The sequence below is a fragment of the Pseudomonadota bacterium genome (genome assembly GCA_038533575.1).
Taxonomy (GTDB): domain Bacteria; phylum Pseudomonadota; class Alphaproteobacteria; order Rhodobacterales; family Rhodobacteraceae; genus Shimia_B.
Map to the genome: position 1 here is coordinate 1,252,953 of JBCAYL010000001.1, position 20,606 is coordinate 1,273,558.

General features: G+C 66.1%; 20 protein-coding genes. 6 read left to right on the top strand and 14 right to left on the bottom strand.

Features of this window, described 5'->3' with window-relative positions:
* Positions 1-124 precede the first annotated feature (124 nt).
* On the bottom strand, positions 125-898 hold the full coding sequence (locus AAFM92_06425; protein MEL7300001.1) for a DUF2189 domain-containing protein: 774 nt from the start codon (positions 896-898) through the stop codon (positions 125-127).
* Positions 899-1,032: 134 nt separating this feature from the next.
* On the opposite strand from AAFM92_06425, the gene AAFM92_06430 reads away from it, so the two are divergent.
* On the top strand, positions 1,033-1,752 hold the full coding sequence (locus tag AAFM92_06430) for a hemerythrin domain-containing protein (protein ID MEL7300002.1): 720 nt from the start codon (positions 1,033-1,035) through the stop codon (positions 1,750-1,752).
* Here AAFM92_06430 and AAFM92_06435 read toward each other — a convergent pair.
* The 4 genes from AAFM92_06435 to AAFM92_06450 all read right to left on the bottom strand — a co-directional run bounded on the left by AAFM92_06435 (position 1,749) and on the right by AAFM92_06450 (position 5,422).
* Positions 1,749-2,480, bottom strand: a complete 732-nt coding sequence (locus AAFM92_06435) for a Crp/Fnr family transcriptional regulator (GenBank protein MEL7300003.1) — start codon at positions 2,478-2,480, stop codon at positions 1,749-1,751. The genes AAFM92_06430 and AAFM92_06435 overlap by 4 nt on opposite strands.
* A 194-nt stretch (positions 2,481-2,674) precedes the next feature.
* On the bottom strand, positions 2,675-3,394 hold the full coding sequence (locus AAFM92_06440; GenBank protein MEL7300004.1) for a Crp/Fnr family transcriptional regulator: 720 nt from the start codon (positions 3,392-3,394) through the stop codon (positions 2,675-2,677).
* 217 nt (positions 3,395-3,611) lie between these two features.
* Positions 3,612-4,358 carry a Crp/Fnr family transcriptional regulator gene (locus AAFM92_06445; GenBank protein MEL7300005.1) on the bottom strand — a complete coding sequence of 249 codons (747 nt, stop codon included), beginning with the start codon at positions 4,356-4,358 and terminating at the stop codon, positions 3,612-3,614.
* A gap of 83 nt (positions 4,359-4,441) precedes the next feature.
* On the bottom strand, positions 4,442-5,422 hold the full coding sequence (locus AAFM92_06450) for an NAD(P)-dependent alcohol dehydrogenase (GenBank protein MEL7300006.1): 981 nt from the start codon (positions 5,420-5,422) through the stop codon (positions 4,442-4,444).
* Between the two features lie 102 nt (positions 5,423-5,524).
* On the opposite strand from AAFM92_06450, the gene AAFM92_06455 reads away from it, so the two are divergent.
* The gene (locus tag AAFM92_06455; GenBank protein MEL7300007.1) at positions 5,525-6,406 is read left to right on the top strand and encodes a LysR family transcriptional regulator; all 882 of its coding nucleotides are present in this window, start codon (positions 5,525-5,527) and stop codon (positions 6,404-6,406) included.
* Between the two features lie 4 nt (positions 6,407-6,410).
* On the opposite strand, the gene AAFM92_06460 is transcribed toward AAFM92_06455, so the two are convergent.
* Genes AAFM92_06460 through AAFM92_06470 form a run of 3 tightly spaced genes read right to left on the bottom strand, consistent with a single transcriptional unit; the run spans position 6,411 to position 8,680 of the window.
* Positions 6,411-7,052 carry an NAD(P)-binding oxidoreductase gene (locus tag AAFM92_06460; GenBank protein MEL7300008.1) on the bottom strand — a complete coding sequence of 214 codons (642 nt, stop codon included), beginning with the start codon at positions 7,050-7,052 and terminating at the stop codon, positions 6,411-6,413.
* A gap of 55 nt (positions 7,053-7,107) precedes the next feature.
* Positions 7,108-7,644: a hypothetical protein gene (locus tag AAFM92_06465; GenBank protein ID MEL7300009.1), complete on the bottom strand. Its 537-nt coding sequence runs from the start codon at positions 7,642-7,644 to the stop codon at positions 7,108-7,110.
* Positions 7,637-8,680 (bottom strand): DoxX family membrane protein, encoded by a 1,044-nt coding sequence (locus AAFM92_06470; protein ID MEL7300010.1) that lies wholly within the window; start codon positions 8,678-8,680, stop codon positions 7,637-7,639. Before AAFM92_06470 ends, AAFM92_06465 begins: the two co-directional genes overlap by 8 nt.
* A 299-nt stretch (positions 8,681-8,979) precedes the next feature.
* Here AAFM92_06470 and AAFM92_06475 point away from each other — a divergent pair, with 299 nt between their 5' ends.
* The 3 genes from AAFM92_06475 to AAFM92_06485 all read left to right on the top strand — a co-directional run bounded on the left by AAFM92_06475 (position 8,980) and on the right by AAFM92_06485 (position 10,940).
* Positions 8,980-9,618, top strand: coding sequence for a rhomboid family intramembrane serine protease (locus AAFM92_06475; GenBank protein MEL7300011.1), 639 nt, complete (start codon positions 8,980-8,982; stop codon positions 9,616-9,618).
* Positions 9,619-9,645: 27 nt separating this feature from the next.
* Complete coding sequence (locus tag AAFM92_06480) at positions 9,646-10,032, top strand: dihydroneopterin aldolase (protein ID MEL7300012.1); 387 nt, start codon at positions 9,646-9,648, stop codon at positions 10,030-10,032.
* Positions 10,033-10,097: 65 nt separating this feature from the next.
* Positions 10,098-10,940: an isoprenylcysteine carboxylmethyltransferase family protein gene (locus tag AAFM92_06485; GenBank protein ID MEL7300013.1), complete on the top strand. Its 843-nt coding sequence runs from the start codon at positions 10,098-10,100 to the stop codon at positions 10,938-10,940.
* Here the strand turns inward: AAFM92_06485 and AAFM92_06490 are convergent.
* On the bottom strand, positions 10,937-12,343 hold the full coding sequence (locus AAFM92_06490; protein MEL7300014.1) for a HAMP domain-containing sensor histidine kinase: 1,407 nt from the start codon (positions 12,341-12,343) through the stop codon (positions 10,937-10,939). The two genes, AAFM92_06485 and AAFM92_06490, sit on opposite strands and share 4 nt — an antisense overlap.
* Before the next feature lie 326 nt (positions 12,344-12,669).
* On the opposite strand from AAFM92_06490, the gene AAFM92_06495 reads away from it, so the two are divergent.
* Positions 12,670-13,374, top strand: coding sequence for an acyl-homoserine-lactone synthase (locus tag AAFM92_06495; GenBank protein MEL7300015.1), 705 nt, complete (start codon positions 12,670-12,672; stop codon positions 13,372-13,374).
* Between the two features lie 9 nt (positions 13,375-13,383).
* Here the strand turns inward: AAFM92_06495 and AAFM92_06500 are convergent, their stop codons facing one another.
* The 5 genes from AAFM92_06500 to AAFM92_06520 form a co-directional block, all read right to left on the bottom strand.
* Positions 13,384-13,797 (bottom strand): response regulator, encoded by a 414-nt coding sequence (locus AAFM92_06500; protein MEL7300016.1) that lies wholly within the window; start codon positions 13,795-13,797, stop codon positions 13,384-13,386.
* A gap of 132 nt (positions 13,798-13,929) precedes the next feature.
* Entirely contained in the window at positions 13,930-15,039 is a 1,110-nt protein-coding gene (locus tag AAFM92_06505; protein MEL7300017.1) for an NAD(P)-dependent oxidoreductase, read from the bottom strand.
* Between the two features lie 9 nt (positions 15,040-15,048).
* The gene (locus AAFM92_06510; GenBank protein ID MEL7300018.1) at positions 15,049-17,691 is read right to left on the bottom strand and encodes a nitrate reductase; all 2,643 of its coding nucleotides are present in this window, start codon (positions 17,689-17,691) and stop codon (positions 15,049-15,051) included.
* A complete protein-coding gene (locus tag AAFM92_06515; GenBank protein MEL7300019.1) occupies positions 17,691-18,911 on the bottom strand; it encodes an FAD-dependent oxidoreductase in 1,221 nt (406 codons plus the stop codon). The genes AAFM92_06510 and AAFM92_06515 overlap by 1 nt, the downstream gene beginning before the upstream one ends.
* Entirely contained in the window at positions 18,911-20,605 is a 1,695-nt protein-coding gene (locus tag AAFM92_06520; GenBank protein ID MEL7300020.1) for a nitrate ABC transporter ATP-binding protein, read from the bottom strand. The genes AAFM92_06515 and AAFM92_06520 overlap by 1 nt, the downstream gene beginning before the upstream one ends.
* Position 20,606: the final 1 nt, after the last annotated feature.

Sequence of the window (20,606 nt, forward strand, 5' to 3'; positions counted from 1 at the left end):
GTCCGATCCGAGCTTTACCGTGCGGTGAGGTGTTGGTGGGAAGCGTACGAGCCCCCGGGCCGCGGCCCCTTGATCCAGATCAAGGCTTGGGCGGCAGCGGGGGCAGGCCCGTGCGAGACGCGGCTCATTGTGGCACCACCTTGCGATAGAGGTGCCAGGAGGCATGGCCCAGCACGGGGAAGACGAAGACCATCCCGAGAAAGAGCGGGAGGATCGCCACGACGCTTGCCGCCGCAACGATGAACGCCCAGCTCAGCATGGCGCCCTGGTTCTCCACCGTGGCGCGCATGCTGGTGATGATGGCCGTGACGAGGTCGATCCGGCGATCCATGAGGATGGGCACGCCGACCACGGATATCGAGAAGAGCACGAGGGCAAGCGCCGCGCCGATCACGCTGCCCACGCTCAGCATGATGAGCCCCTGCGGCGTGAAGAGCACCTCCAAGGAGGTCATCACGTTGGTCATCGTGGCCGTGCCAAACGATACAGCGAAGATCACCCGCGCGATCACGAGCCACGCGAAAAAGAAAAAGACGGCGAGCACGGCGAAGAGTGGAAGCTGGCCGTCCCCGCTCTTGAGCCCCGCCAGAAGTATGGGCCGCGCCTCCAGCGCTTCTCCCGCTTCGATCCGGCGCGAGATCTCGTAGAGCCCCACCGCCGCGAAAGGCCCGAGAAGCGGAAAACCCGCTGCCAGCGGTAGGACCCAAAAGCTCAGGCCGCGCTGCACGAGAAGGAGCGTGATCGCCAGCCCGATGGCGCTGAAAAGCGCCCCGAAGAAGAGGCTGAGACCCGGGGCCTTCTGGAAATCGGCGAGCCCGGCACGGACCGCGTCCCGCACGTCGGACGGCGAGATGCGGACGACGTCCGGAAGCGACGGCTGAACGCTCGTATCGGCCATGTGGTGTTCCCCTCCTGTGTGCCCAGTTGTGTGCCCTGTTCCGGTACTCGGCGTGCGCTGACGGGCGGACACGCCGACGGCTGACCGGTCGGGCGGCATTGGTGAGAGCATGCCGGGATGGGACTGCGCCGTCCTTGATCTGGATCAAGGTCAGCGACGCGAGCTGCGGCGATGCTGTCCCGGTGGGAGCGCGGGACACGTCCCGCCCCCATGCGGGACGTGCCCAGCGGTCAGTCCGCCGCGTCCACGCGCGAAAGGAGAACCATGCCCAGACGCCACTCTTCCCAGGACCGGCTCCGACGCGGCCCCGCGCCGCCCGGACGCCGCTGACCTTGGCTCTCGGGCATCCGCATATCGAGCTCCCGCTCGTCAAGTTCGCGCGCCACGGGCGCCGCGTGCTCGAGGCCTGCGACCTCCTCGAAGCGATTGCCGATGATCTCCCGCGCAAGGTCGCCCCGATCTGGCGCGAGGTGGCGCAGCATTGCGTGGCGATCATGCCCGGCCACTACGACAGCCTGCTCCACATCCTGATCCCGGTGCTCAAGCGCCGTACCCGGGGAGACCCGGATTGCGAGGCGGTCCTCGCGCGCCTCGAACAGGAATACGCTGATGCCTGCCACCGCTTCCCGGAGCTCTTCGCGCTCCTGCAGGATGCGCAGGACCAAGGCGTCGCTACGATCGACGAGGAGGCGCTGGGTTACGCGCTCAGAAGCTATTTCGAAGCGATCCGCCAGCAGATGGCGTGGGAGCGCGATGTCCTGATCCCGCTCGCCGAACGCCGCCTGACACGGGCCGACTACGCAGAGCTGGGCAAGTCCCTTTCGGTCTCGGGCCTGCCCGGACGGCCGCGCTAGAACCCGGCCCGCTCCACGAGGCGCGCGTGATCGATGGATTGCACGTGATGCGCGCCCTCGAAGACCACGATTCCGTCCTTCCGGAGTTTCGTCATCTGCCGACTCACGGTCTCGAGGGTGAGCCCGATGTAATCGGCGATCTCCGCGCGGTTCAGGGGAATGTCGAAGCTCTCCCTGTGATGGCAGCCCTCCGTTTGCAGCCGCCGCGCCATGTGAAGCATGAAGGTCGCAACGCGTTCCTCGGCGGTCTTGCGACCGAGCAGCACCATCCATTCCCGCGCGAAGCGCAGTTCGTCGAGCGCGCGCTTGAGGAGGCGATGCTCGAGCGATGGATAGCGCGCCAGCACGTCCTGGAAGGGCTTGCGCGGAAAGAGGCAGAGCTCGAGATCCGTCACCGCCTCGATCGAGCTCGCCTCCTCTGGCGCCTCCCTCTCGAGGCCGGATCCCACGAAATCGGACTGAAAGAGCAGGCCCACGATCTGCAGACGGCCGTCTTCCGCGCCGCGGACGAGCTTGGCCACGCCGCGCGTGATGTTGCCGAAATCGCCCGCCGTGTCGCCCTCCATGAGATAGGTCTCACCGGCCGCGAGCCACTTTCTTCGTGCGAGAGCGTTGAGCGCGGCGATCTCATCGCCGCTCAGTGCGCCGCAGACGGAGCTGTGGCGGATGGCGCAGCCCTCGCAGCGAGCCGACGCCGAAAGCCGGGGAAGAGGGTTACCGCCGTGCATGGGCCCGGCAGGCCTCCGGCTCGGTGCCATCGCCCCACGCATGTGCGTCCTTGGCTGCAAAAAACTGCTCCCTCATCAGGTTCAAACTAGCGATCCCGCGGCGCGCGACTTTGCTCTTTCGCAACCCAAGCGGGCGAAAGCGGTGCGCGGCCGTGCTCCATTTCGTCGCAGCACACCGTCGCATACACCGCGGATCAGGCCGCCCTGCCCTGTGCAACCTCCCTGAGCGCGTCGGGGCGCACGATGACGACCCGCCGCCTTGCGCTGCTCACGATCCCGGTCTTCTGCCAGGAACTCATGTAGCGGCTCACGGAGTGCATGTTGGCCCCGGTCAGCTCCGAGATGTCCTGACGCGTCAGTGGGAAGTCGATCTCCGCGCCGCTGCCGGTCTCGCGCCCTGCCTGCCGCGCGAGCCGCAAAAGCGCGTTGGCGATCCGCTGCTCCACCGGGAGCGTCGCCATGTCCACGATCTTGTCCTGTAGCTCACGGGTCCTCAGGCCGATGGTGCGGCGCGTGGCCCGCGCCAGCCCGGGATGCGCGCGCGTCAGGGCGGGCCAGGCCTCGCGCGGCCAACTCAGGACCACGCAGTCGCAGACGGCCTTCGCCGTCACGGAAAACGTCTCGCTCTCGAGCGCCACGGCGATCCCGAAGAGCTCGCCCGGCGCCACGTGGTGAACGACGACCTGCTCCCCGTCCGACGTCGTGCGCTGGAGCCGGACGAAGCCCTCCACGACGAGGCAGAAGATGCTGGCCCGGTCCTCCTCCGAGAAAAGGACGGCCCCCGGACCGACCCGGCGGATGCTGGCGCTTTCAAGGATCGCGTGGAGTGCCGGGCGATCCGCGCCGTCGAAGAGCGGCATCCGCGCCACGCTTGCCTCGTCGAGCCGGGGTGTGCTGCGCTTTGATTGTGTCATTGGAGTTATGTGCTTTCAGCGTCCGACCTCTTTCAGGCCAAGGCGCGCGCAGGATCGGAGCCGCTGCGCCAGCCCGGGGGAGACCCGTGATGGCGGGAGATGCCACCGAGCCCCGCGCAGACATCTGCACCCTGCCCCGGGGCCAGACCTTGAGCGAGATCAAATTCTGCAGGAGAACGGTCGGAAAGCGCTCAGGTGACGCCGAAAAAGCGCGGCCTCAGAATCCTGCCCTCTCGGTCAACCCATCCACGTCCATCCGCACCACTCGCCGCGTGCCTTCCATGGTGATGAGACCCAAACTCCGCAGCTTGCTGATCTGGCGGCTGACGGTTTCCAGCGTGAGCCCGATATGGTCGGCGATGTCGGAGCGGTCGAGCGGCAGGTCAAAGACCGCGGCACTCGAGCAACTCTGCGCCGACATCCTCTTCGAGACATGGAGGAAGAAGCTCGCCACGCGCTCCTCCGCGGATTTACGGCCGAGAAGGACCATCCAGTCCCGGGCGATACTCAATTCATCGAGCGTGATCTCGAGGAGCCGCTGGGCGAGCTCCGGGTAGCGCGAGAGCAGCCCCTCAAAACCATCGCGCGGAAAAAGGCAGAGCTCGAGGGGCGACGCCGCCTCGATCATGTAGGTGTCGCTGGCGGCGAGGTCGCTCTGGGAATGGTTGCTTACGAAATCCGAGGGGAAGAGCAGCCCGACGATCTGCTGCCGCCCGTCCGGGGCGGATTTTATCAGCTTCCCGAAGCCGCCGATGACATTTACGAAATCGGCCTGCGCGCCCACTTCGAACGCGTGAAACTGCCCTTTGGCGAGCGTCTTACGGCGGGAGATGCCATGGAGATCGCGCAGCTCTTCATCCGTGAGCGCGCTACACAGGCTGCTGTTGCGGACGGCGCATGTCGCGCAGGTGAGCAGCGCGAGCGGCCCCGTGGGCACGGGAGACGAGGTAGCTCTGGCGTCCATGGGTCCTCCTCCGGAAAGGCTAGGTGCCTCAGGGGCTTGCTGTCAATCGCGCGCGCCCACTAGGCCCTCCCTTTCCCGAGGCCCTACACGACCACCACGTTTCCGCGCTTGTGGCCCGTGGCCACGTGGCGATGCGCCTCGACGAGATCGGACAGCGGGTAGGTCCGGCCCATGACGGGCGCGAAGCTGCCGCGCTCCATCACGTCGAGGATTTCACCCAATTCCTCGCGATGAACTTCGGGCTTTTCCATCCCTGCCGCCGCAAAGAGCGCGCGGCGCGTGCCCGTGAGCCGCGAGAAAAGCATGTCCCGCAACAGCGCGAGGCCGAGCACGGGGCAGATGTACCGACCGCCCGGCCTCAAAGCCGCGCGCGCGTCGCGGTAGCTGCGCACGCCGACGGTGTCGAAGACGACGTCGTAGGCCCCTGCCGTCGCGAGGGGGTCTTCGACGGTGTAATCGATGGCCACATCTGTACCGAGGCTCTCGAGAAGCGGCGTGTTGCGCGCGCTGCTCGTGGCGCTGACGGTGGCGCCGAGTGCCTTGGCGAGTTGTATCGCGGCGCTGCCGAGGCTCCCCGCACCGCCGAGCACCAGCACGTGCTCGCCCGGCGTCACGCGCGCCACGCGGGTCAGGAAATGCCACGACGTCAGGGCGCCGTCACACATGACAGCCGCCTCCTCGTGGCTCAGGGTCTCGGGCTTGCGGACGAGACTGCCCTCGGCATCGGTGCAGATCAGCGTGGCATTTGCCCCGAAGCTCAGCCCCGCCTCCCCAAAGACCGCGTCGCCGACGTCAAAGCGCGTCACGCCGGGCCCGGTGGCCACCACGTCGCCGGAAAAGCAAGTCCCCGCGAGGCCTGCGCGCGGGCGGGACAGACCGAGGAAAAGGCGGGCGAAGCGGGGCTCGCCCGCGCGCATCATGCCGTCCGCGCGGGTGACGGCGGAGGCCCGCACGCGGACGAGGATCTGGCCTTCACCCGGAGTGGGAACCGGGCGCGTGACGGGCGCAAGCACCTCAGGGCCGCCGTAGCGCGTGACATCCCATGCGTTGAACATCGTTTCCATCTTTATCTCCATCTCTGTGATGTGGAGAGAGATACCGGGTGCAATTCGATCCAAATACTGACAATATTGCGCCAGTATGGTTCACAAACGACCCGGACCGACATGGATTGGAAATCCCTCCCTGCATTCCTCGCCGTCGCCAGATCCGGCTCCCTGCGCGCGGGCGCCGAGCAGATTGGCGGGACCCACGCGACCCTGAGACGCCAGATCGAAGGGCTGGAGGCACAGCTCGGCACGATGCTCTTCAGGCGCAGCGGCGGGGGCCTCACCCTGACCGCCGCGGGCCGCAGGCTCCTACCGCAGGCGCTCGAGGCCGAATCCGCGCTCTTAAAAGGCTTCAGCGCCGTCAAAGGCCTCGACCGCGAAGCGGCGGGTCGTATCCGCCTCTCCGTCGATCCGATCACGGGGCACTACATGCTCGCGCCGGTGCTCGCGGAGTTCGCCGCGCTCTACCCGGACATCGATATCGAGATCAAACTCTCCTACGACATCGATTCCATCGCGAAGGACGAGACCGATATATCCATCCGCCACGTGCTGGAGGTCGACGAGGACGCCGTGGGGCGAAAGCTCTTTCCCCTCTCGCTCGGCGTGTTTGCCAGCCGCGACTACATCGACCGTGCGTTGCCCAAGGCAGGTGCCCGGGGCGCGGGCCTCGCTTGGGTGGGCTATGGCGAGGTGCCCGAACTGAAGGCCATGATCGCCGCCACGCCCTTCCCGGAAGCAAAGGTCCGGCACGAGATACGCGATCCGGAGATGCACCTGCACCTCGTGCGCGCCGGGGCGGGTATGACCTTCCTGTCCGCCTGGATCGGCGGCGTTTTCCCAGAGCTTCAGCGGGTGCCGGGAACGGCGCTCGATAGGCGCCGCTCCACGTGGATCCTGCTCCACGGGGATCTCAGGCGCGTCAAGCGCGCGCGACTTCTGGTCGATTACCTCTCAACGGCCCTGCTGGAGCGGCGGGCTGACTTCGTTGGGAGCTGAGCCCCTAGCGTGTGAGGACCACGTCTTGCTGCGGGTGGAGGTCCTGCTCCACGGCGTCGACGAGATAAGCCGCCACATCCGCCCGGGAGACGAGGCCGTTGCGCCAGGAGGACGGATCCTCCAACGCTCTCACCTGCCCGGAGGCGGGGCGATTGGTGAGGATGACCGGGCGCGCGATGGTCCAGCGGGTTTCGCTCTCCATGATAAGCGCTTCCTGCCGGGATTTGTCGGCATAGACGCGCCCGAGGATCGCCCCGTGTCCGATCCTCTCGAGCGTGCTCATGGCCGCGCGGCTCCGCCCCGCGCCGAAGCCCGTGACAACGACGAGGCGCGAGACCTCCGCCTTCGCCATCTCCGCGAGAAGCACCGCGGTGCTCTTCGAAAAAAGCGTCTCCTCCTCCCAGATCATCGCCGGCCGCTCGCGGATGCCGAGGGCCACGATCACGGCCCCTGCCCCGTCGAGCGCACGTGCTATGTCGCCCGCGTCGAGCGCATCACCGGCGACGCGCTCGAGACCGTCTTGCTCGGGGAGCGTATCAGCGGAGCGCGCGAACGCGCGGACGATCAGCCCACGCTCCAGCGCGTATTCCATGCAGAGCTTCCCAATGCCCGAGGTGGCGCCGATGATCAGCAGTGGTTTGTCCATGGTGTCTCCTGGCCTGTGAGATGTTGTCCAAGCGCGGCGGAGGCCGCCCGCGCGATCAGCTCTGCGGCGTGCCGTCTGCGCCCTGCATGACCGTCACGCGCGCCTCGATCCGCGCCCCGTCCACCATGTAATAGGCATGGTCATTCGTGCTCAGCGACACGGAAATCTCGCGCGCGCCGGGTATGAGATCTGGCAGATGAAAATGCGGTCCATAGAGCCGCGCGACCTTCACGCCGTCGACGTAGAGATGCGCATGGCCTGTGCCGGGCACATGGTCGCCGTTAACCGACGCCGGGGTGAAGGCGAAGTTCGCCGTCTCGAGGCGCACATTCCAGCCACCTGTCGGATCTTCCTCGACGGCGAGCGACACCTGCGGTGCGCCCACCGGGTCCACCTCGAACCCGCCATGGGCATGCATGTCACCGTGCGCCTGCAAGACGGCACCGTCCATCGCGGCCACGCCGGAGTGGCCCGCTGGCATGATATCGCCCGGTGGCACGTCGCGCACGAGGGGCGCGATGAGCAACCCCACGAGGATCGAGGCGACGGTGAGATAGACGAGGTATGGCAACCTCAGGGAAAAATCAGACATGGCTTTCCACGTTGAGGGTTGTGGTCGCGGTGTTCACGCGCCGTTGCGGTAGGAAGTTCGTCACCTTGAGGCGCTGACCGGAGCCGAGCAGAAGAAGGATGAGCGCCACGCCGATCACCGGCATGTGCCCGATGAATTCCACCATGGCCGCCTCGTTCTCGCCTTGCAGGATGAAGAGGACGTTGGAGGCAAAGAGCACCATGGAAAAGGCGAGCACGTTGAGCCGCGTCGTCGTCCCCAAGACGAGGATGATGCCGAACACGACCTCCATGAAACCCGCCGACAGCGCGAAGAGGCGGTCGGTGAAGAACTCGAAGCCGAGCGCCTGCATGAAGTTCCACTGATATTGCGCGAGGAAGCTCTCGGCCATGAGCGCGCCGAAGAGCTTCTCGGAAAAGCCGAGCGCAATGAGCGAAATGCCCGTGAGAATGCGAAGGAGGTCCACCGAATAGGGCTTGAAGCGTTCACGCAGCTCCTGCGTCGGCAGGTTGTTGATCAAGAGGAAGACGGCGATCGCCACCATGATCAGGTACTCAAGCGCCGCGAGCAGGCCGAAATTGATGGCGAGCCCGAGGTGAAGCAGGATCATGAGGAGCGCGGCGTGCCGCACGAAGCGGTTCGCGATAAGCAGGATACCGATCCCCGCTTGCGCGAAGAGCAGAGCCGTCCCGAAGCTGCCGTAGGTGACGAGATGCGGCGCGACGATGGCGCCCTCATAGGCCGTCAGCAGCAGGGACATGCCGGTGAAGACTCGCAGGATCTCGATGAAGTCGTGCCGCGTCTTGGTGGCCACCACGCGGATCGCGGGCAAACGCAGGTCGAGGAGAACGGACGCCCCGATGAGCATGGCGGACACGGCGATCCACGCGAGCACTTCCACGTCGCCGAAAGCGTAGGGTTCGAACGTCTCCAGCGTGGCCGTCTCATCCACGAACCAGCGCACATGGGCGAAGGCCGCGGAGGCAAAGCTCGCGAGCAAAAGGGACAGGAGCACCAGCGGGAAAAGCTGGAAGCGTGTCAGTCGATCACCAAACATTGGTCCATCTCGTCTTCACAGGGACCGGCAGCAGCACCGATCACCTTATTAAGTATGCGCAGAGGGCCCATGTTCCGGGCCTGCGCAGATATGACCTTGGGTCACGCGCACTAGGTCGCACTGGTCTCAGAGCCTCCGCGCCCGCCCTCGCGGCCTTGTTTTCTCTGGCAGGTGGCTAGGTGTCATCGCCTGCACGCCCAAAGCCCCGGAGGCCGCATGACAGTCACAAGACATGGCCAGAGCACGACGCGCATGGGCTTGCCCGCGCCGATCGTCCCAGCCGGAGATGCCGCTAGCCCATGCTGACGCAATGGCCCGACCAGCCCCGGCCCGTGAAGCTCTTCGTGATCGTGTGCCTTGTCCTCGAGCTCTGCGCCCTGGCCGGCGCGCTCGCGGGCTTCGGAAGCCAGGTCCGCAACGCGATGGTGGGCCTCGGCGGCTTCTGGCCCGGCGTCTTGAAGGGCGCCTCGCCGCTCTTTGCCGCGCAGCCGGTGACCATGTTCGCCACGGCGACCTTTCTCCACGGCGGGCCGATGCATCTCTTCATGAACATGGTGGGTATGCTCTGGCTCGGTCCCATGGTGCTTGATCGCGTAGGCACGGCGGCCTTCTGGCCGGTGGCCGGGCTCTCCGCGATCGGCGCGGGCGGTGTCTTCGTACTGTTGTCGAACACCAGCGCGCCCATGGTCGGGGCCTCGGGCGTTCTCTTCGGGCTTCTCGGCGTGGTGGCGGCCTGGCAGGTCCTCGATGCACAGGCGCGGGGCGAAAGCCTCCGCCCGCTCCTGCCGCCCACTCTCGCCTTCCTCGCGCTCAACATCGCGCTCACACTCCTGTCTCCCGCGAGCATCGCCTGGCAAGCACATCTCGGCGGCTTTCTCGGCGGCGCGCTCTGCGGGTGCCTCACCTGGAAAAGCCCGCGACCGCGGCCGTGGCGTTAACCAACCATTCCGAAAGACCTGCCTGACATGAAAAGCACCATCGATCTCAGCGACCTCGCCCTCACCCTCTCCCTGGGGACTTACGGCCCCGATGACGTCGTCCCGGACGTACACCTGCTGGATCTCAGGCTGACCATCGATCCTGCCCGCGTCTTCATCGAGGCTGACGGGATGACCCATGTCTTCGACTATGATCCCCTCATTCGGGAGATCGACCGCCTGGCTCAAGACGGGCACTACGACACGCAGGAATGGCTCATGACCCGGATCGTCAGGGCCTGCGCGGATCATCCGGAAATCGAGGCGGTGGACATCAGCCTGCGCAAGCAGCCGGTGCTGCGCGAGAGCGGCACGCTCGGCGTCTCGCTCCAGGTGAGCCGCGAGGACATGGAGACATTGCGCCACGCGCACTGATGCAGCCCGCTGCGACGCATCGTCGGCGCGCCTAGACCCGCGCCACCGCCTCCTATCTCTGGCCCATGGATCATCCCGCCCTGCAACCGCTGAGGCGACTTTTGTCGCTCGTACTCGGTCTCCTGCGGATGCCCCCCGGGCGGCGCAGGATCGCGGTGGCGTTTGCCTATGGCCTCGCCTGCCACGCGGCATTCGCCCTCGCCGTGATTGCGATGATCGTGGCTATGTTCTTTGGGATGAGCGAGAGCCTCGGGCGCGTGCCGGCGCCTTGGTCCTACGCAGCCAACCTCTTCCTCGTCCTACAATTTCCCCTGAGCCACTCGCTCCTTCTCAGCGAGCGTGGCCGGAAGGCGCTCGGATGGCTCGCCCCGCGGGACTATGCCGGGACGCTATCCACCACGACCTTCGCCCTCGTGGCGTCGCTCCAGCTCTTTGCCCTCTTCGCCTTCTGGACCCCGAGCGGGATCGTGTGGTGGCGTGCGGAGGGGGCCGCGCTTTACCTGATGTGCACGCTCTATGCGGTCTCATGGCTGCTTCTCATCTGGGCGAGCTACGATGCGGGGGCGGAGGTGCAATCCGGCGCCCTCGGCTGGATGTCCCTCGCGCAGGGGATCAAGCCGATCTTCCCGGACATGCCGACGACTGGCCTCTTCCGCATTATACGACAGCCGATTTACGTCTCTTTCGCGCTCACGATGTGGACGGTGCCGGTCTGGACGCCGGACCAGCTCGCGCTCGCGAGCCTGCTCACGGTCTATTGCCTGCTGGCGCCGCGGCTGAAGGAGGCGCGCTTCGAAAAACGTTTCGGTGCTGCGTTTGACGAATATCGTGCCCGCGTTCCCTACGCGGTGCCGCGCCTCTCAGGGCGGGACGGCCCAGATATACGGAAGTCGTCGCGGGCGCGCTAAGCGCTCGTCGCGAGCTCGCTCCGCGGCTGGGCAAGCTCGGACGCAGCAGCCTTGGGCATCTCGACGATGAAGGTCGTCCCCGCCCCCTCGTTGCCCACGTAGCGGATATCGCCGCCGAGCTCTTCCATGATGCGCTTGGAGATGTTCATGCCGAGGCCCGTGCCGCCGATCTTGCGGGTGTCGGAACTGTCGATCTGGCTGAACGAGCCGAATACCTCCTCGTAGTCGTCCTGCGAGAGCCCGATGCCCATGTCGGAGACGAGGATCCGCGCCACCTCCGCGTCGTCCTCCACCCAAATCCGCACCTGGCTGTCCTTTGGAGAGAATTTCGAGGCATTGGAGAGCACATTGGCCAACACCTGTCCGATGCGCCTACGGTCCACGCGGACCATGGGGCCCTCGGAGGGGAAATTGGCCACGAGCACCACGTCGAGCTCCTTGGCGTAGGGCGTATTGTCCGTGACGGCTGTCTCGGCGATCTCGATGAGGTCCACCGGCTCGATAGTGAATTTCATCTTGTTCGTCTCGACGCTCTGGAGGTCGAGGATTTCGTTGATCAGGCACAGCAACCGGTCGCAATTGCGCTGCGCCACCTTGATGGCAAATCCCGCCTGGTCGGTGAGCTTACCCAGCGCGCCCGAATTCACCATGTCGATGGATCCCTTGATCGCCGTCAGCGGCGTGCGAAGCTCATGGCTCATCGTGGAGACGAACGCCGTCTTGGCGGTGTAGGCGACCTTGGCCCGCTCGTGCTCCTCCTTCAGCGCTCGCAGCTGGGCGAGCTGCGACCGGTAGAGATTGAGATAGAGCCGCGAACAATCAAGGATGAAGAAAAGCACGAAAATTGACGAAAAGAGCTGCGCCCAAAGCTCCGATTGAAGCGCGGCGCCCGTAATGACGACGTCGCGGATCGGAATGAAAAGGAACGTCGCGCCGTAAAAGATCATGCGCAGCACGAGAACGGGCAATAGCTGATGATTGTTCATTGCCGCGAAAAGCGCTGCCGCGAAGAGAAAGAATAGCGGCATGAAGTGCGTGGTCGGACCCTGGATCACCGCGATGGCAATTGCGTAGCTGCAGATAATCGTCGCGCTGAGCACCGTGCTCATCACAAGCAGCAACAGGTGCTGGCGGACGCGGGCCGTTGACGGGTTCTGTGTCCGCAGGATCCGACGGAAGAGCCAGAAATCGAAGAGCTCGAGCAGGATGGTCGCGGTGAGCAGGATGACCGCCAGTGTGGCACTGTAATAGAAGGCCGCAAGTGCGAGCGCAGCAAGGAAAATCACCTGCCGCTGAATGACGAGATCGATGCCGACCTGGCAGTAATCGCGCATCTGCTGGACGAGAAGCGGCACCTGATCCGGGCCAGTGTATGCCTCTTCCACCTTGTCCGAACTCAGCATTTTGTTGGTCCCCTCGTGCGCATGTCCACAACTTGTAGCTGCGGGTATTTCTAAAGGCGCACTCGCCGTAACGTTGCAATTCTGATCTTGTTTGAAACAGGGGATTGTGGCTAAAGTACGAAAAGTACCGAACAAAGTTTGGTATTGCTCACAATAATGAACCAGTGGGTGAGCGGGGCATGGGCAGACAGAATTCAATCCCGGGGGGGAAAGCGGAACGCGTGTTTCCAAAGTTGCTTTCGCAACAAGAAATGAGCGTCCGCAAAGAAAAGTCATTTATCCCGTGGTTGTTTTCATCTCGCAGAACTTCAGAGCGCAGCGCGTATATGGCGCCGGCTAACCATTCCACGCTGGAGGCGCTTTGGCCAATTGCGGATGCACCCTCCGCGCCATTGGACAAAGGCACCGAAGCCGCGCCCAAACCGCTTGATATCCAGAGGTCCACGCTTTCGGTCCGCAATCTCCACGAGCATCGCGATCTTTTCCCCCGCTACCTCCGCGCACGGCGCGAGGTCTTCATCGTCGAAAAGGGCTGGCAACTCCCGGAAACCGACGGAATGGAATTCGATCAATACGACACGCCCCTCGCCAGGTGGATCGTGATCCATGATGGGGAGGAGGTGCTGGGCGGCGCGCGGCTTCTGCCCACGACAGCCCAGTGCGGCAGCCACAGCTACATGATCCGCGACGCGCAGCTGGGCTTTCTCCCCGGCCTGCCCACTGACCTTCTCCATGACATCGCCCCGGTCACGGACGATGTCTGGGAGGCCACGCGCCTTTTCGTGTGCGATACGGTGCCGTCCCATGCGCGCATGGCGGTACAGCAGGCACTCCTTCTGGAGATGATGTCAGCGGCGGAAAAGATGGGCGCGACGCGCATCATCGGCATCGTGCCCGCCGTCTTCAAACGCTGGCTCAAGAGGATCGGACTGTCGGCCAAGGAAGCGGGGCCCGTCATGCGCATCGACGGTGACCGCGTGCAGGCGGCATATCTCAGCGTGATGCAGGCACGGCCCGGGGCCGGGCTCTGAACAGGCGCCCTAGGCGACGTTTTCCGTCGACATCTGCGCCTGAAACGCGCTCTGCCACAGCGCCACGATTTCGGAGGCGATGGTCATCGGATCGAAGGGCTTCGGGAGCACGGCGATCGCGCCGGCATCCATGAGCGCCTGGATATTCTCGCGGGAGGCCTTGGCGGTCAGGAAGATAGCGGGCGTATTCTCGAACCCCTCGATTTCCCGCAGGCGCTTGAGCGTCTCCACCCCGTCGATCTCGGGCATCATGACATCGAGGAGGAAAAGATTCGGTTGATGCTCGCGCGCGAGGTCGAGCGCCTTGAAGCCAGAGTCGCACTGTACCATCGCGAGCCCGCCCACCGACTCGAGCGCGAGGCTCGTGACCCAGAGGATGTCCTCATCGTCATCGACATGCAAAATTAGGGGCGAACCATTCATCACCACACCTCTGTTCATCGGGTACCGACTGCATACTCGGCCGAAAGAGGCCCTACCCACACCACCGAAGCGAGAAACCGCTTCGAAGTACCCCGAACCAACACGCCCAACAGCATACGGCCATAGAGTACCTCAATTGACCCCTATCCGTCGACTAAGACATGAATCTGATGCAGTTGAGGCATTGCGCGGACCAATCCGCGGCTGATTTGTGGACAGGCTGCCGGCCAGATGCTCCGTCGCCTGCGACGGACCCGGGATGGGTTCGCAGAGAATGCCGGACTGCCCCATCAGCTCACGCGTCTCGGCCATCATCGGATCATGGAACGGGCACATCGTCCCCACATGCACGACCCGGTGCCCCTTTCGCGCCTCGCGGATTAGGAGCCGCGCCGTACCCTCCATCGGCACGATATTGTCCCCCTCGCCTCCGAGGGAAACGCGCTCGGCGTCACGCCGGGCGAGCTCGAGGAGCTCCGCGCCGTGCGCTGAGCTGTGGAATATGACGTCGGCCTCCTGAAGGCGTTGCACGGCCCGAAGTGACAACAGATCTGGCGCACCTGCTGGGACACCCAGGAATGACACCGTGCGGTCCCGCGTGGCGTCCGGCGCCCCGCCGCGGGCGATTGCGTCCTTGATGGCGCGCGCGGCATGGGCCTCCGCTCCGCGGGCCCACTGCGCCATGGGCGCGCCGCCGAAGACCCAGGCCCAGAATGCCCGGCGGCCCGCACGCGGCACATGGGCCGCCACCGAGGCGCGCAGATGGCCCGCAAGCGCCGCAAGCCCGCCGAGGTTCTTCGGGAGCTGTTCCTCGAGCTTCGTCTTGATCTGCCGCGCCAGCACGGGGCCGCTGCCTTCGGTCCCGATGGCGACCACGACCGGGTCACGGTCCACGATCGATGGTGTCATGAGATCGCAAAGATGGGGTTGATCGACCACGTTCACGAGGCAGCGCGCCTCCCGTGCGATGGCATGGGCGCAGGCATCGACGGCAACGCAGCCGGACGCCACGAAGACCATGGCCGCCCCCGCAAAGAGATCCGCGTCGAGCGGGCCGTCATGATGGACAGCCTTGCCCGCGGCCACGCGCGCGCGAAGCTCGTCATCCAGCTCCGGCGCGGCGAGCACGATCTCCGCGTCGGTCTTGCCGATGAGGCGCCCCTTCTGCGCGGCCTGCTCGCCACCGCCGACGATGACGACCCGGCGCCCGGTCGTCCGGATGAACATGGGAAAGGCTTTCATGGGCGGACCTCAATCAGCGGTTTGCGGTGACTTGGCGGCTGCGAGGAGCGCGGCGATCTCCGGCCGGCAGGAGCCGCAATTCGTCCCGGCCTTGAGGGCGCGGCCCACCGCGTCGACGGTCGTCAACGCGTCTGCGTCCACCGCGCGCATGATGGCCTTCACCCCCACTCCGAAGCAGGAGCACAGTAGCGGCCCCGGATCGGGGAGATCTTCGGATGCGCGCCCGAGAAGGACACCTTTCGGATCCTGCCCCACCCGGGTCGCGAGGTAATCCCGCATGACCGCGACGGGCTCTGAGGCGATGAAGAGCGCGGCCTCGAGACGACCTCGGGCATGGAAGGCCAGCCGCACCATGCCGCGCGCCCGGTCCGTGACCGAGGTCACCGCCGCGTCGGGCAGATCGAACATGGCCCGGGCCCGGGCCTCCCAATCCCCGTGCGCGTCAGACCCGGCGAGCTCGAGGCGAAAGCCCGCATTCGTGCGGGCGAGGGCCCAGTATTCGCTATCCGGCACAGGGCGCGCGCGGCTCACGGCGAAGCCGTACCAGGCCGCGGCATAGCGCGCGACGGAGACGACGGCGGCCTTGCTCTCCGGCTGGCCGGAGACAGGGTCCACATGGCCAGCGACAAGATCGTCGATGCGCCCGGACGGCGCGGTATCGCCCGCCCAATGCATGGGCGCGAAGACCTGCCCGGGGCTCACATCCTCGGTGATCCGCGCGCGGAGGATGGCCTGCCCCGCGGGGCTCTGCACCTCCACAAGATCTGAGGCCGCGATGGCATAGCGGCGCGCATCCTCGGGATGCAGATCGAGGAAAGGCTCGGCCAGATGCGCCGAGAGCCGCGCCGAGAGCGCGGTGCGCGTCATGGTGTGCCACTGGTCACGAATACGCCCGGTATTCAGGCGCAGCGGATAGCGCGGCGCGCGCCGTGCGGCGGGTGGACGCCATGACACCGGGAGGAGCTTCGCCTTCCCGTCCGCGTGAAAGAAGCCGCCATCTGCAAAGAAGCGCCCCCCTTGCCGCGCGGCGGTCACCGGCCAGCGCGTGGGGGCGAGGCGGTCGTAGGCCTCATCGCTGAGCCCGGCGAGGCCGGATATGTCGAAGTCCTTGCCGAAGCGGCCCGCAATCCCGGAAAGCGCCGCATGCTCGCGAAAGATCTCGCCCGGGCCGGTGTAGCTGAACGCATCAACCCATCCCATGCGCCGCCCCACCTCCGCGAGGATCTCCCAGTCGGCCTTCGCTCCCGCGAACGGCGGCAGCACCGCGCGTTGGCGGCTGATGGTCCGGTCTGAATTCGTGACGGTCCCCTCCTTCTCCGCCCAGGCGGCGGCGGGAAGGAGGACGTGGGCGAGGCGCGCGGTATCCGTGCGGCCGGTGATGTCGCTCACCACGACGAAATCGCAGCCCGCGATGGCGGCCCGGACGGCGGCGGCCTCAGGCATGCTCACGGCGGGGTTCGTGTGGATGATCCAGAGCGCCTTGATCCGGCCCTCCCCGACGGCGCGAAACATGTCCACGGCCTTGAGCCCCTGCGCCTCGGGCATGCGTCGGGCGCTCCAATGGGCCTGCACGGCCGCGCTGTGATCGGCGTTCTCGATGTCCAGATGGCAGGCGAGCATATTGGCCAGCCCGCCCACCTCGCGCCCGCCCATAGCGTTGGGCTGCCCGGTGACGGAGAACGGCCCAGCGCCCGGCGTTCCGATGCGCCCGGTGGCCAAGTGGCAATTAAGGATCGCGTTGACCTTGTCCGCGCCCGAGGTGGACTGGTTCACGCCCTGCGAGAACACGGTCACGACCCGCGGCGTCCCGATCCAGAGATCGCAGAACGCCTCCATCTCGGCTTCACTGAGGCCGGTGACGCGCGCATCGTCGGCGCGTGCGGCCTCGATCGCCGCACCAAGGCCCGCGGTGTGGCGCTGGTAGGCACTATCCACAGCGTCGTCCGAGGCGATGCGCGCGAGCAGCCGGTTGAAGAGCGCCACGTCCGAGCCCGGCGCGAGCTTGAGATGCATGTCCGCGCCATCGCAGGACGCCGTGCGGCGCGGGTCGATGACGACGATCTTGGTGCCGCGCTGCTGCCGCGCGGCGAGGACGAGCTGGTGCAGGATCGGATGACACCAGGCGAGGTTCGAGCCGACAAGCACCACGAGGTCGGCCTCGTCGAGATCCTCGTAGGTCCCGGGCACCGTGTCCGTGCCGAAGGCGCGCTTGTGGCCGGCCACTGTGGAGGCCATGCACAGCCTGGAATTGGTGTCGATATTCGCGGTCCCGATGAAGCCTTTGATGAGCTTGTTGGCGACGTAGTAATCCTCCGTCAGGAGCTGGCCCGAGACGTAGAAGGCGCAGGCATCGGGGCCGTGCGTGTCGATTGTCTCGCGGAACCGATCGGCGACCAGATCAAGCGCCGTGTCCCAGCTCGCCGCCGCGCCATGGACCCGCGGCGTGCGGAGGCGGTATCCTTGGTTGAGCGCATCGCCCACCGTCTCGTCGAGGTTGGAGCCCTTCGAGCAGAGCTTGCCGCGGTTGGCTGGGTGCTCGGGATCGCCGCGGACAGTGAGCCCGCCCGCCCCGTCGGGCGACAAGAGAACACCGCACCCAACCCCGCAATAGGGGCAGGTGGAGCGTGTCGTGGGGAGCGCGGAGCCGTCCATCATGCCGCGAGGCTGCAGCGTGGCATCGGCACGGGCTCGTGGGCCGGGCCGAAGAGCAACGTGTCGCGCAGGCCGCTCACGTCCGCGCCGCTTTGAATGAGGTCGAAATACCAGGCGCCGTCTGCGGTATCGCCGTAGATCACGGCGCCCACGAGGCGATCCCCCTCGAGGATCAGGCGCTTGTAGGTGCCTCCCGCCCGGTCATGGAAGAGAAGGTCTTCACGCCCGTCTGCCTCGGCGAAATCGCCCGCGGAGAAGAGATCGCACCCGGTGACTTTGAGCTTGGTGGCGAGGCTTTTTTGGACAAAGGCCGAAGGCCGCCCGAGCAGCGTGTCCGCCAGCGCGCGCGCCTGATCATAGAGCGGCGCCACAAGGCCGAAGAGCGCGCCGCGATGCTCCGTGCATTCGCCGAGCGCAAAGATGCTTGGATCGGAGGTCCTGAGGTGATCGTCCACAACGATGCCGCGGGCCACGTCGAGGCCTGCCTCGCTTGCAAGCTGCGTGGCGGGCCGGATGCCCACGGCCATGCAGAGGAGATCGCAGGGAATGCGGCGACCGTCTTTGAGCCGGAGCGCCTCCACGCGGCCCTGCCCTTCGATGGCCTCGGAGTGCGCGCCGAGGAGGATGCGGATGCCGCGGGCCTCGAGAGAGGACTTGAGGAGCGCCGCGGCCTCGGCGTCGAGTTGGCGCTCCATCAGGTGATCCATGAGATGCACGACCGTAACGCGGATACCGCGCGCGGCCATGCCCGCGGCCGCCTCGAGCCCCAGAAGCCCGCCGCCGATGACGACCGCCTCGCGCCCGGGAGACAGCGCCATCATCTGCTCGGTATCCTCGAGGTCGCGATAGGGGATCACCCCCGGCAGATCGTGCCCGGGCAGTGGGATCATGAAGGGCGTGGAGCCCGTGGCGATGACGAGCCTGTCGTAGGGCACCGGGCCGCGCGGACCGTGGACGATGCGCGCGGCCCGGTCGATCCGGGTGACCGGCTCTCCGAGCCGCGCGGTGATCCCATGGGCGGCGTACCAGGCATCGTCATGGGTGACGGTCTTCTCATAGGTCGTCTCCCCCGCCAGGACGGGAGAGAGCATGAGGCGGTTGTAAGTCCCGCGCGGCTCGGCGTTGAAGAGCGTGATCTCATAGGGCGCGGCCTCGGCCACGAGGTGTTCGAGGAGGCGGCCCGCCGCCATCCCCGCGCCTATGATCACGAGGCGTGTCATCACTCAGCCGCGACGGCGGGCTTTTCCGGCTGGGGCACCGCCTTTGGCTTCGGCTTTGCGCCATGCTCGTATTCCTCGAGGAAATCGAGGACTTCCTGGCGGTAGGTGTAGTAATCCGGATGCTCGAGCAGCGCCTTGCGGCTGCGCGGGCGGGGCAGCTTCACATCCGTGATCTTGCCGATGGTCGCCTGCGGCCCGTTCGTCATCATGACCACGCGGTCGGCCAGAAGGATCGCCTCGTCGACGTCGTGGGTCACGCAGATCGCGGTGACCTTCGTGCGCGACCAGACCTCCATGAGCACCTCCTGCAGCTCCCAGCGGGTGAGCGAGTCGAGCATGCCGAAGGGCTCGTCGAGGAGCAGGAGCTTGGGAGAGAGCGCGAAGGCCCGCGCGATGCCCACGCGCTGCTGCATCCCGTTTGAGAGCGACGATGCGGGCTTGTCCATGGCGTCCGCAAGGCCCACCCGCTCCAGGTAGTACTCGACGACATCCTGCCGTTCCGTCCGGGACGCGGTGGGATAGACCCGGTCCGCGCCGATGGCGACATTCTCCTTGGCGGTGAGCCACGGGAAGAGCGAGGGCGCCTGGAAGACGACCGCGCGCTCGGGATCGGCGCCCTCCACGTGGCGCCCGTCAAGCTTGATCGCGCCCTTGGAGATCTCGTTGAGACCGGCGGCCATGGTGAGCACCGTGGATTTGCCGCAGCCCGAATGGCCGATGAGCGAGATGAATTCGCCCTTGTTGATCTTGAGGTCGAAATCCTCGACCACCGTGAGCGGCCCCTTTGGCGTAGGGTAGACCTTGTGCAATTGCGAGAAGTCGAGGAAGCGCTGCTCGATCAGGCCTTCCTGCGCCCTCACTTGCGCGGCGGGCACGCCGTGGATCGGGGTGACGGTCGGGAGCTGCTTTGCGCCCTCCACTTTCGCGGCGATGCCCACATCCATGAGATAAGATGTCACGTCGGCCCGGAGCTGCTTGAAGCCCGCATGGCTGTTCATCGCCGTGCGTTCCCGTGGCCGGGGGATGTCCACCTTGAACTCCTGCCCGAGTGTCCCGTCCGGGTTGAGCGCGATGATGCGGTCGGCGAGCACGATGGCCTCGTCCACGTCGTTGGTGATGAGGACGCAGGTCTTCTTGTCGGTCTCCCAGATCGCCTCGATCTCGTCGGCGAGGTTGGCGCGGGTGAGCGCGTCGAGCGCCGAGAGCGGCTCGTCGAGGAGAAGCACCTCCGGGTTCATGGCCAGCGCGCGCGCCACGTTGACCCGCTGCCGCATCCCGCCGGAAAGCTCCGCCGGGCGGCGGCCCGTCGCATGACCAAGCCCCACCATCCGCACGTATTTCGAGACCTTCTCGGCCTTCTCCGCGCCGGACATTTTCGGAAACATCGCGTCGACGGCCAGCTGCACGTTTCCGTTCACCGTCAGCCAGGGCATGAGCGAGTAGCTCTGGAAGATGACGCCGCGCTCGGGCCCCGGGCCGGTGATCGGCTGCCCCTTGAAGCGCACCTCGCCCTTCGTGGGCATTTCGAGCCCGGCGAGGAGGTTGATCAGCGTCGTCTTGCCGGTGCCGGAGAAGCCGAGGAGGACGAGGAACTCGCCCTTCTCGACGGATAGGTCGATACCCTTGAGCACATCCGTGCGCGCGGTGCCCTCGCCGTAGCTCTTCGAGACGTCTGTGAGTTCGATCAGGGGCATG

What these genes read in the sequence shown, in the direction of transcription:
- AAFM92_06435 (MEL7300003.1), bottom strand. Translation starts at nt 2,480, where the DNA reads ATGCACGGCGGTAACCCTCTTCCCCGGCTTTCGGCGTCGGCTCGCTGC.
- AAFM92_06445 (MEL7300005.1), bottom strand. Translation starts at nt 4,358, where the DNA reads ATGGACGCCAGAGCTACCTCGTCTCCCGTGCCCACGGGGCCGCTCGCG.
- AAFM92_06505 (MEL7300017.1), bottom strand. Translation starts at nt 15,039, where the DNA reads ATGAAAGCCTTTCCCATGTTCATCCGGACGACCGGGCGCCGGGTCGTC.
- AAFM92_06480 (MEL7300012.1), top strand. Translation starts at nt 9,646, where the DNA reads ATGAAAAGCACCATCGATCTCAGCGACCTCGCCCTCACCCTCTCCCTG.
- AAFM92_06475 (MEL7300011.1), top strand. Translation starts at nt 8,980, where the DNA reads ATGCTGACGCAATGGCCCGACCAGCCCCGGCCCGTGAAGCTCTTCGTG.
- AAFM92_06465 (MEL7300009.1), bottom strand. Translation starts at nt 7,644, where the DNA reads ATGTCTGATTTTTCCCTGAGGTTGCCATACCTCGTCTATCTCACCGTC.
- AAFM92_06520 (MEL7300020.1), bottom strand. Translation starts at nt 20,605, where the DNA reads ATGCCCCTGATCGAACTCACAGACGTCTCGAAGAGCTACGGCGAGGGC.
- AAFM92_06450 (MEL7300006.1), bottom strand. Translation starts at nt 5,422, where the DNA reads ATGGAAACGATGTTCAACGCATGGGATGTCACGCGCTACGGCGGCCCT.
- AAFM92_06455 (MEL7300007.1), top strand. Translation starts at nt 5,525, where the DNA reads ATGGATTGGAAATCCCTCCCTGCATTCCTCGCCGTCGCCAGATCCGGC.
- AAFM92_06425 (MEL7300001.1), bottom strand. Translation starts at nt 898, where the DNA reads ATGGCCGATACGAGCGTTCAGCCGTCGCTTCCGGACGTCGTCCGCATC.
- AAFM92_06440 (MEL7300004.1), bottom strand. Translation starts at nt 3,394, where the DNA reads ATGACACAATCAAAGCGCAGCACACCCCGGCTCGACGAGGCAAGCGTG.
- AAFM92_06470 (MEL7300010.1), bottom strand. Translation starts at nt 8,680, where the DNA reads ATGTTTGGTGATCGACTGACACGCTTCCAGCTTTTCCCGCTGGTGCTC.
- AAFM92_06460 (MEL7300008.1), bottom strand. Translation starts at nt 7,052, where the DNA reads ATGGACAAACCACTGCTGATCATCGGCGCCACCTCGGGCATTGGGAAG.
- AAFM92_06515 (MEL7300019.1), bottom strand. Translation starts at nt 18,911, where the DNA reads ATGACACGCCTCGTGATCATAGGCGCGGGGATGGCGGCGGGCCGCCTC.
- AAFM92_06490 (MEL7300014.1), bottom strand. Translation starts at nt 12,343, where the DNA reads ATGCTGAGTTCGGACAAGGTGGAAGAGGCATACACTGGCCCGGATCAG.
- AAFM92_06485 (MEL7300013.1), top strand. Translation starts at nt 10,098, where the DNA reads ATGGATCATCCCGCCCTGCAACCGCTGAGGCGACTTTTGTCGCTCGTA.
- AAFM92_06500 (MEL7300016.1), bottom strand. Translation starts at nt 13,797, where the DNA reads ATGAATGGTTCGCCCCTAATTTTGCATGTCGATGACGATGAGGACATC.
- AAFM92_06495 (MEL7300015.1), top strand. Translation starts at nt 12,670, where the DNA reads ATGGCGCCGGCTAACCATTCCACGCTGGAGGCGCTTTGGCCAATTGCG.
- AAFM92_06510 (MEL7300018.1), bottom strand. Translation starts at nt 17,691, where the DNA reads ATGGACGGCTCCGCGCTCCCCACGACACGCTCCACCTGCCCCTATTGC.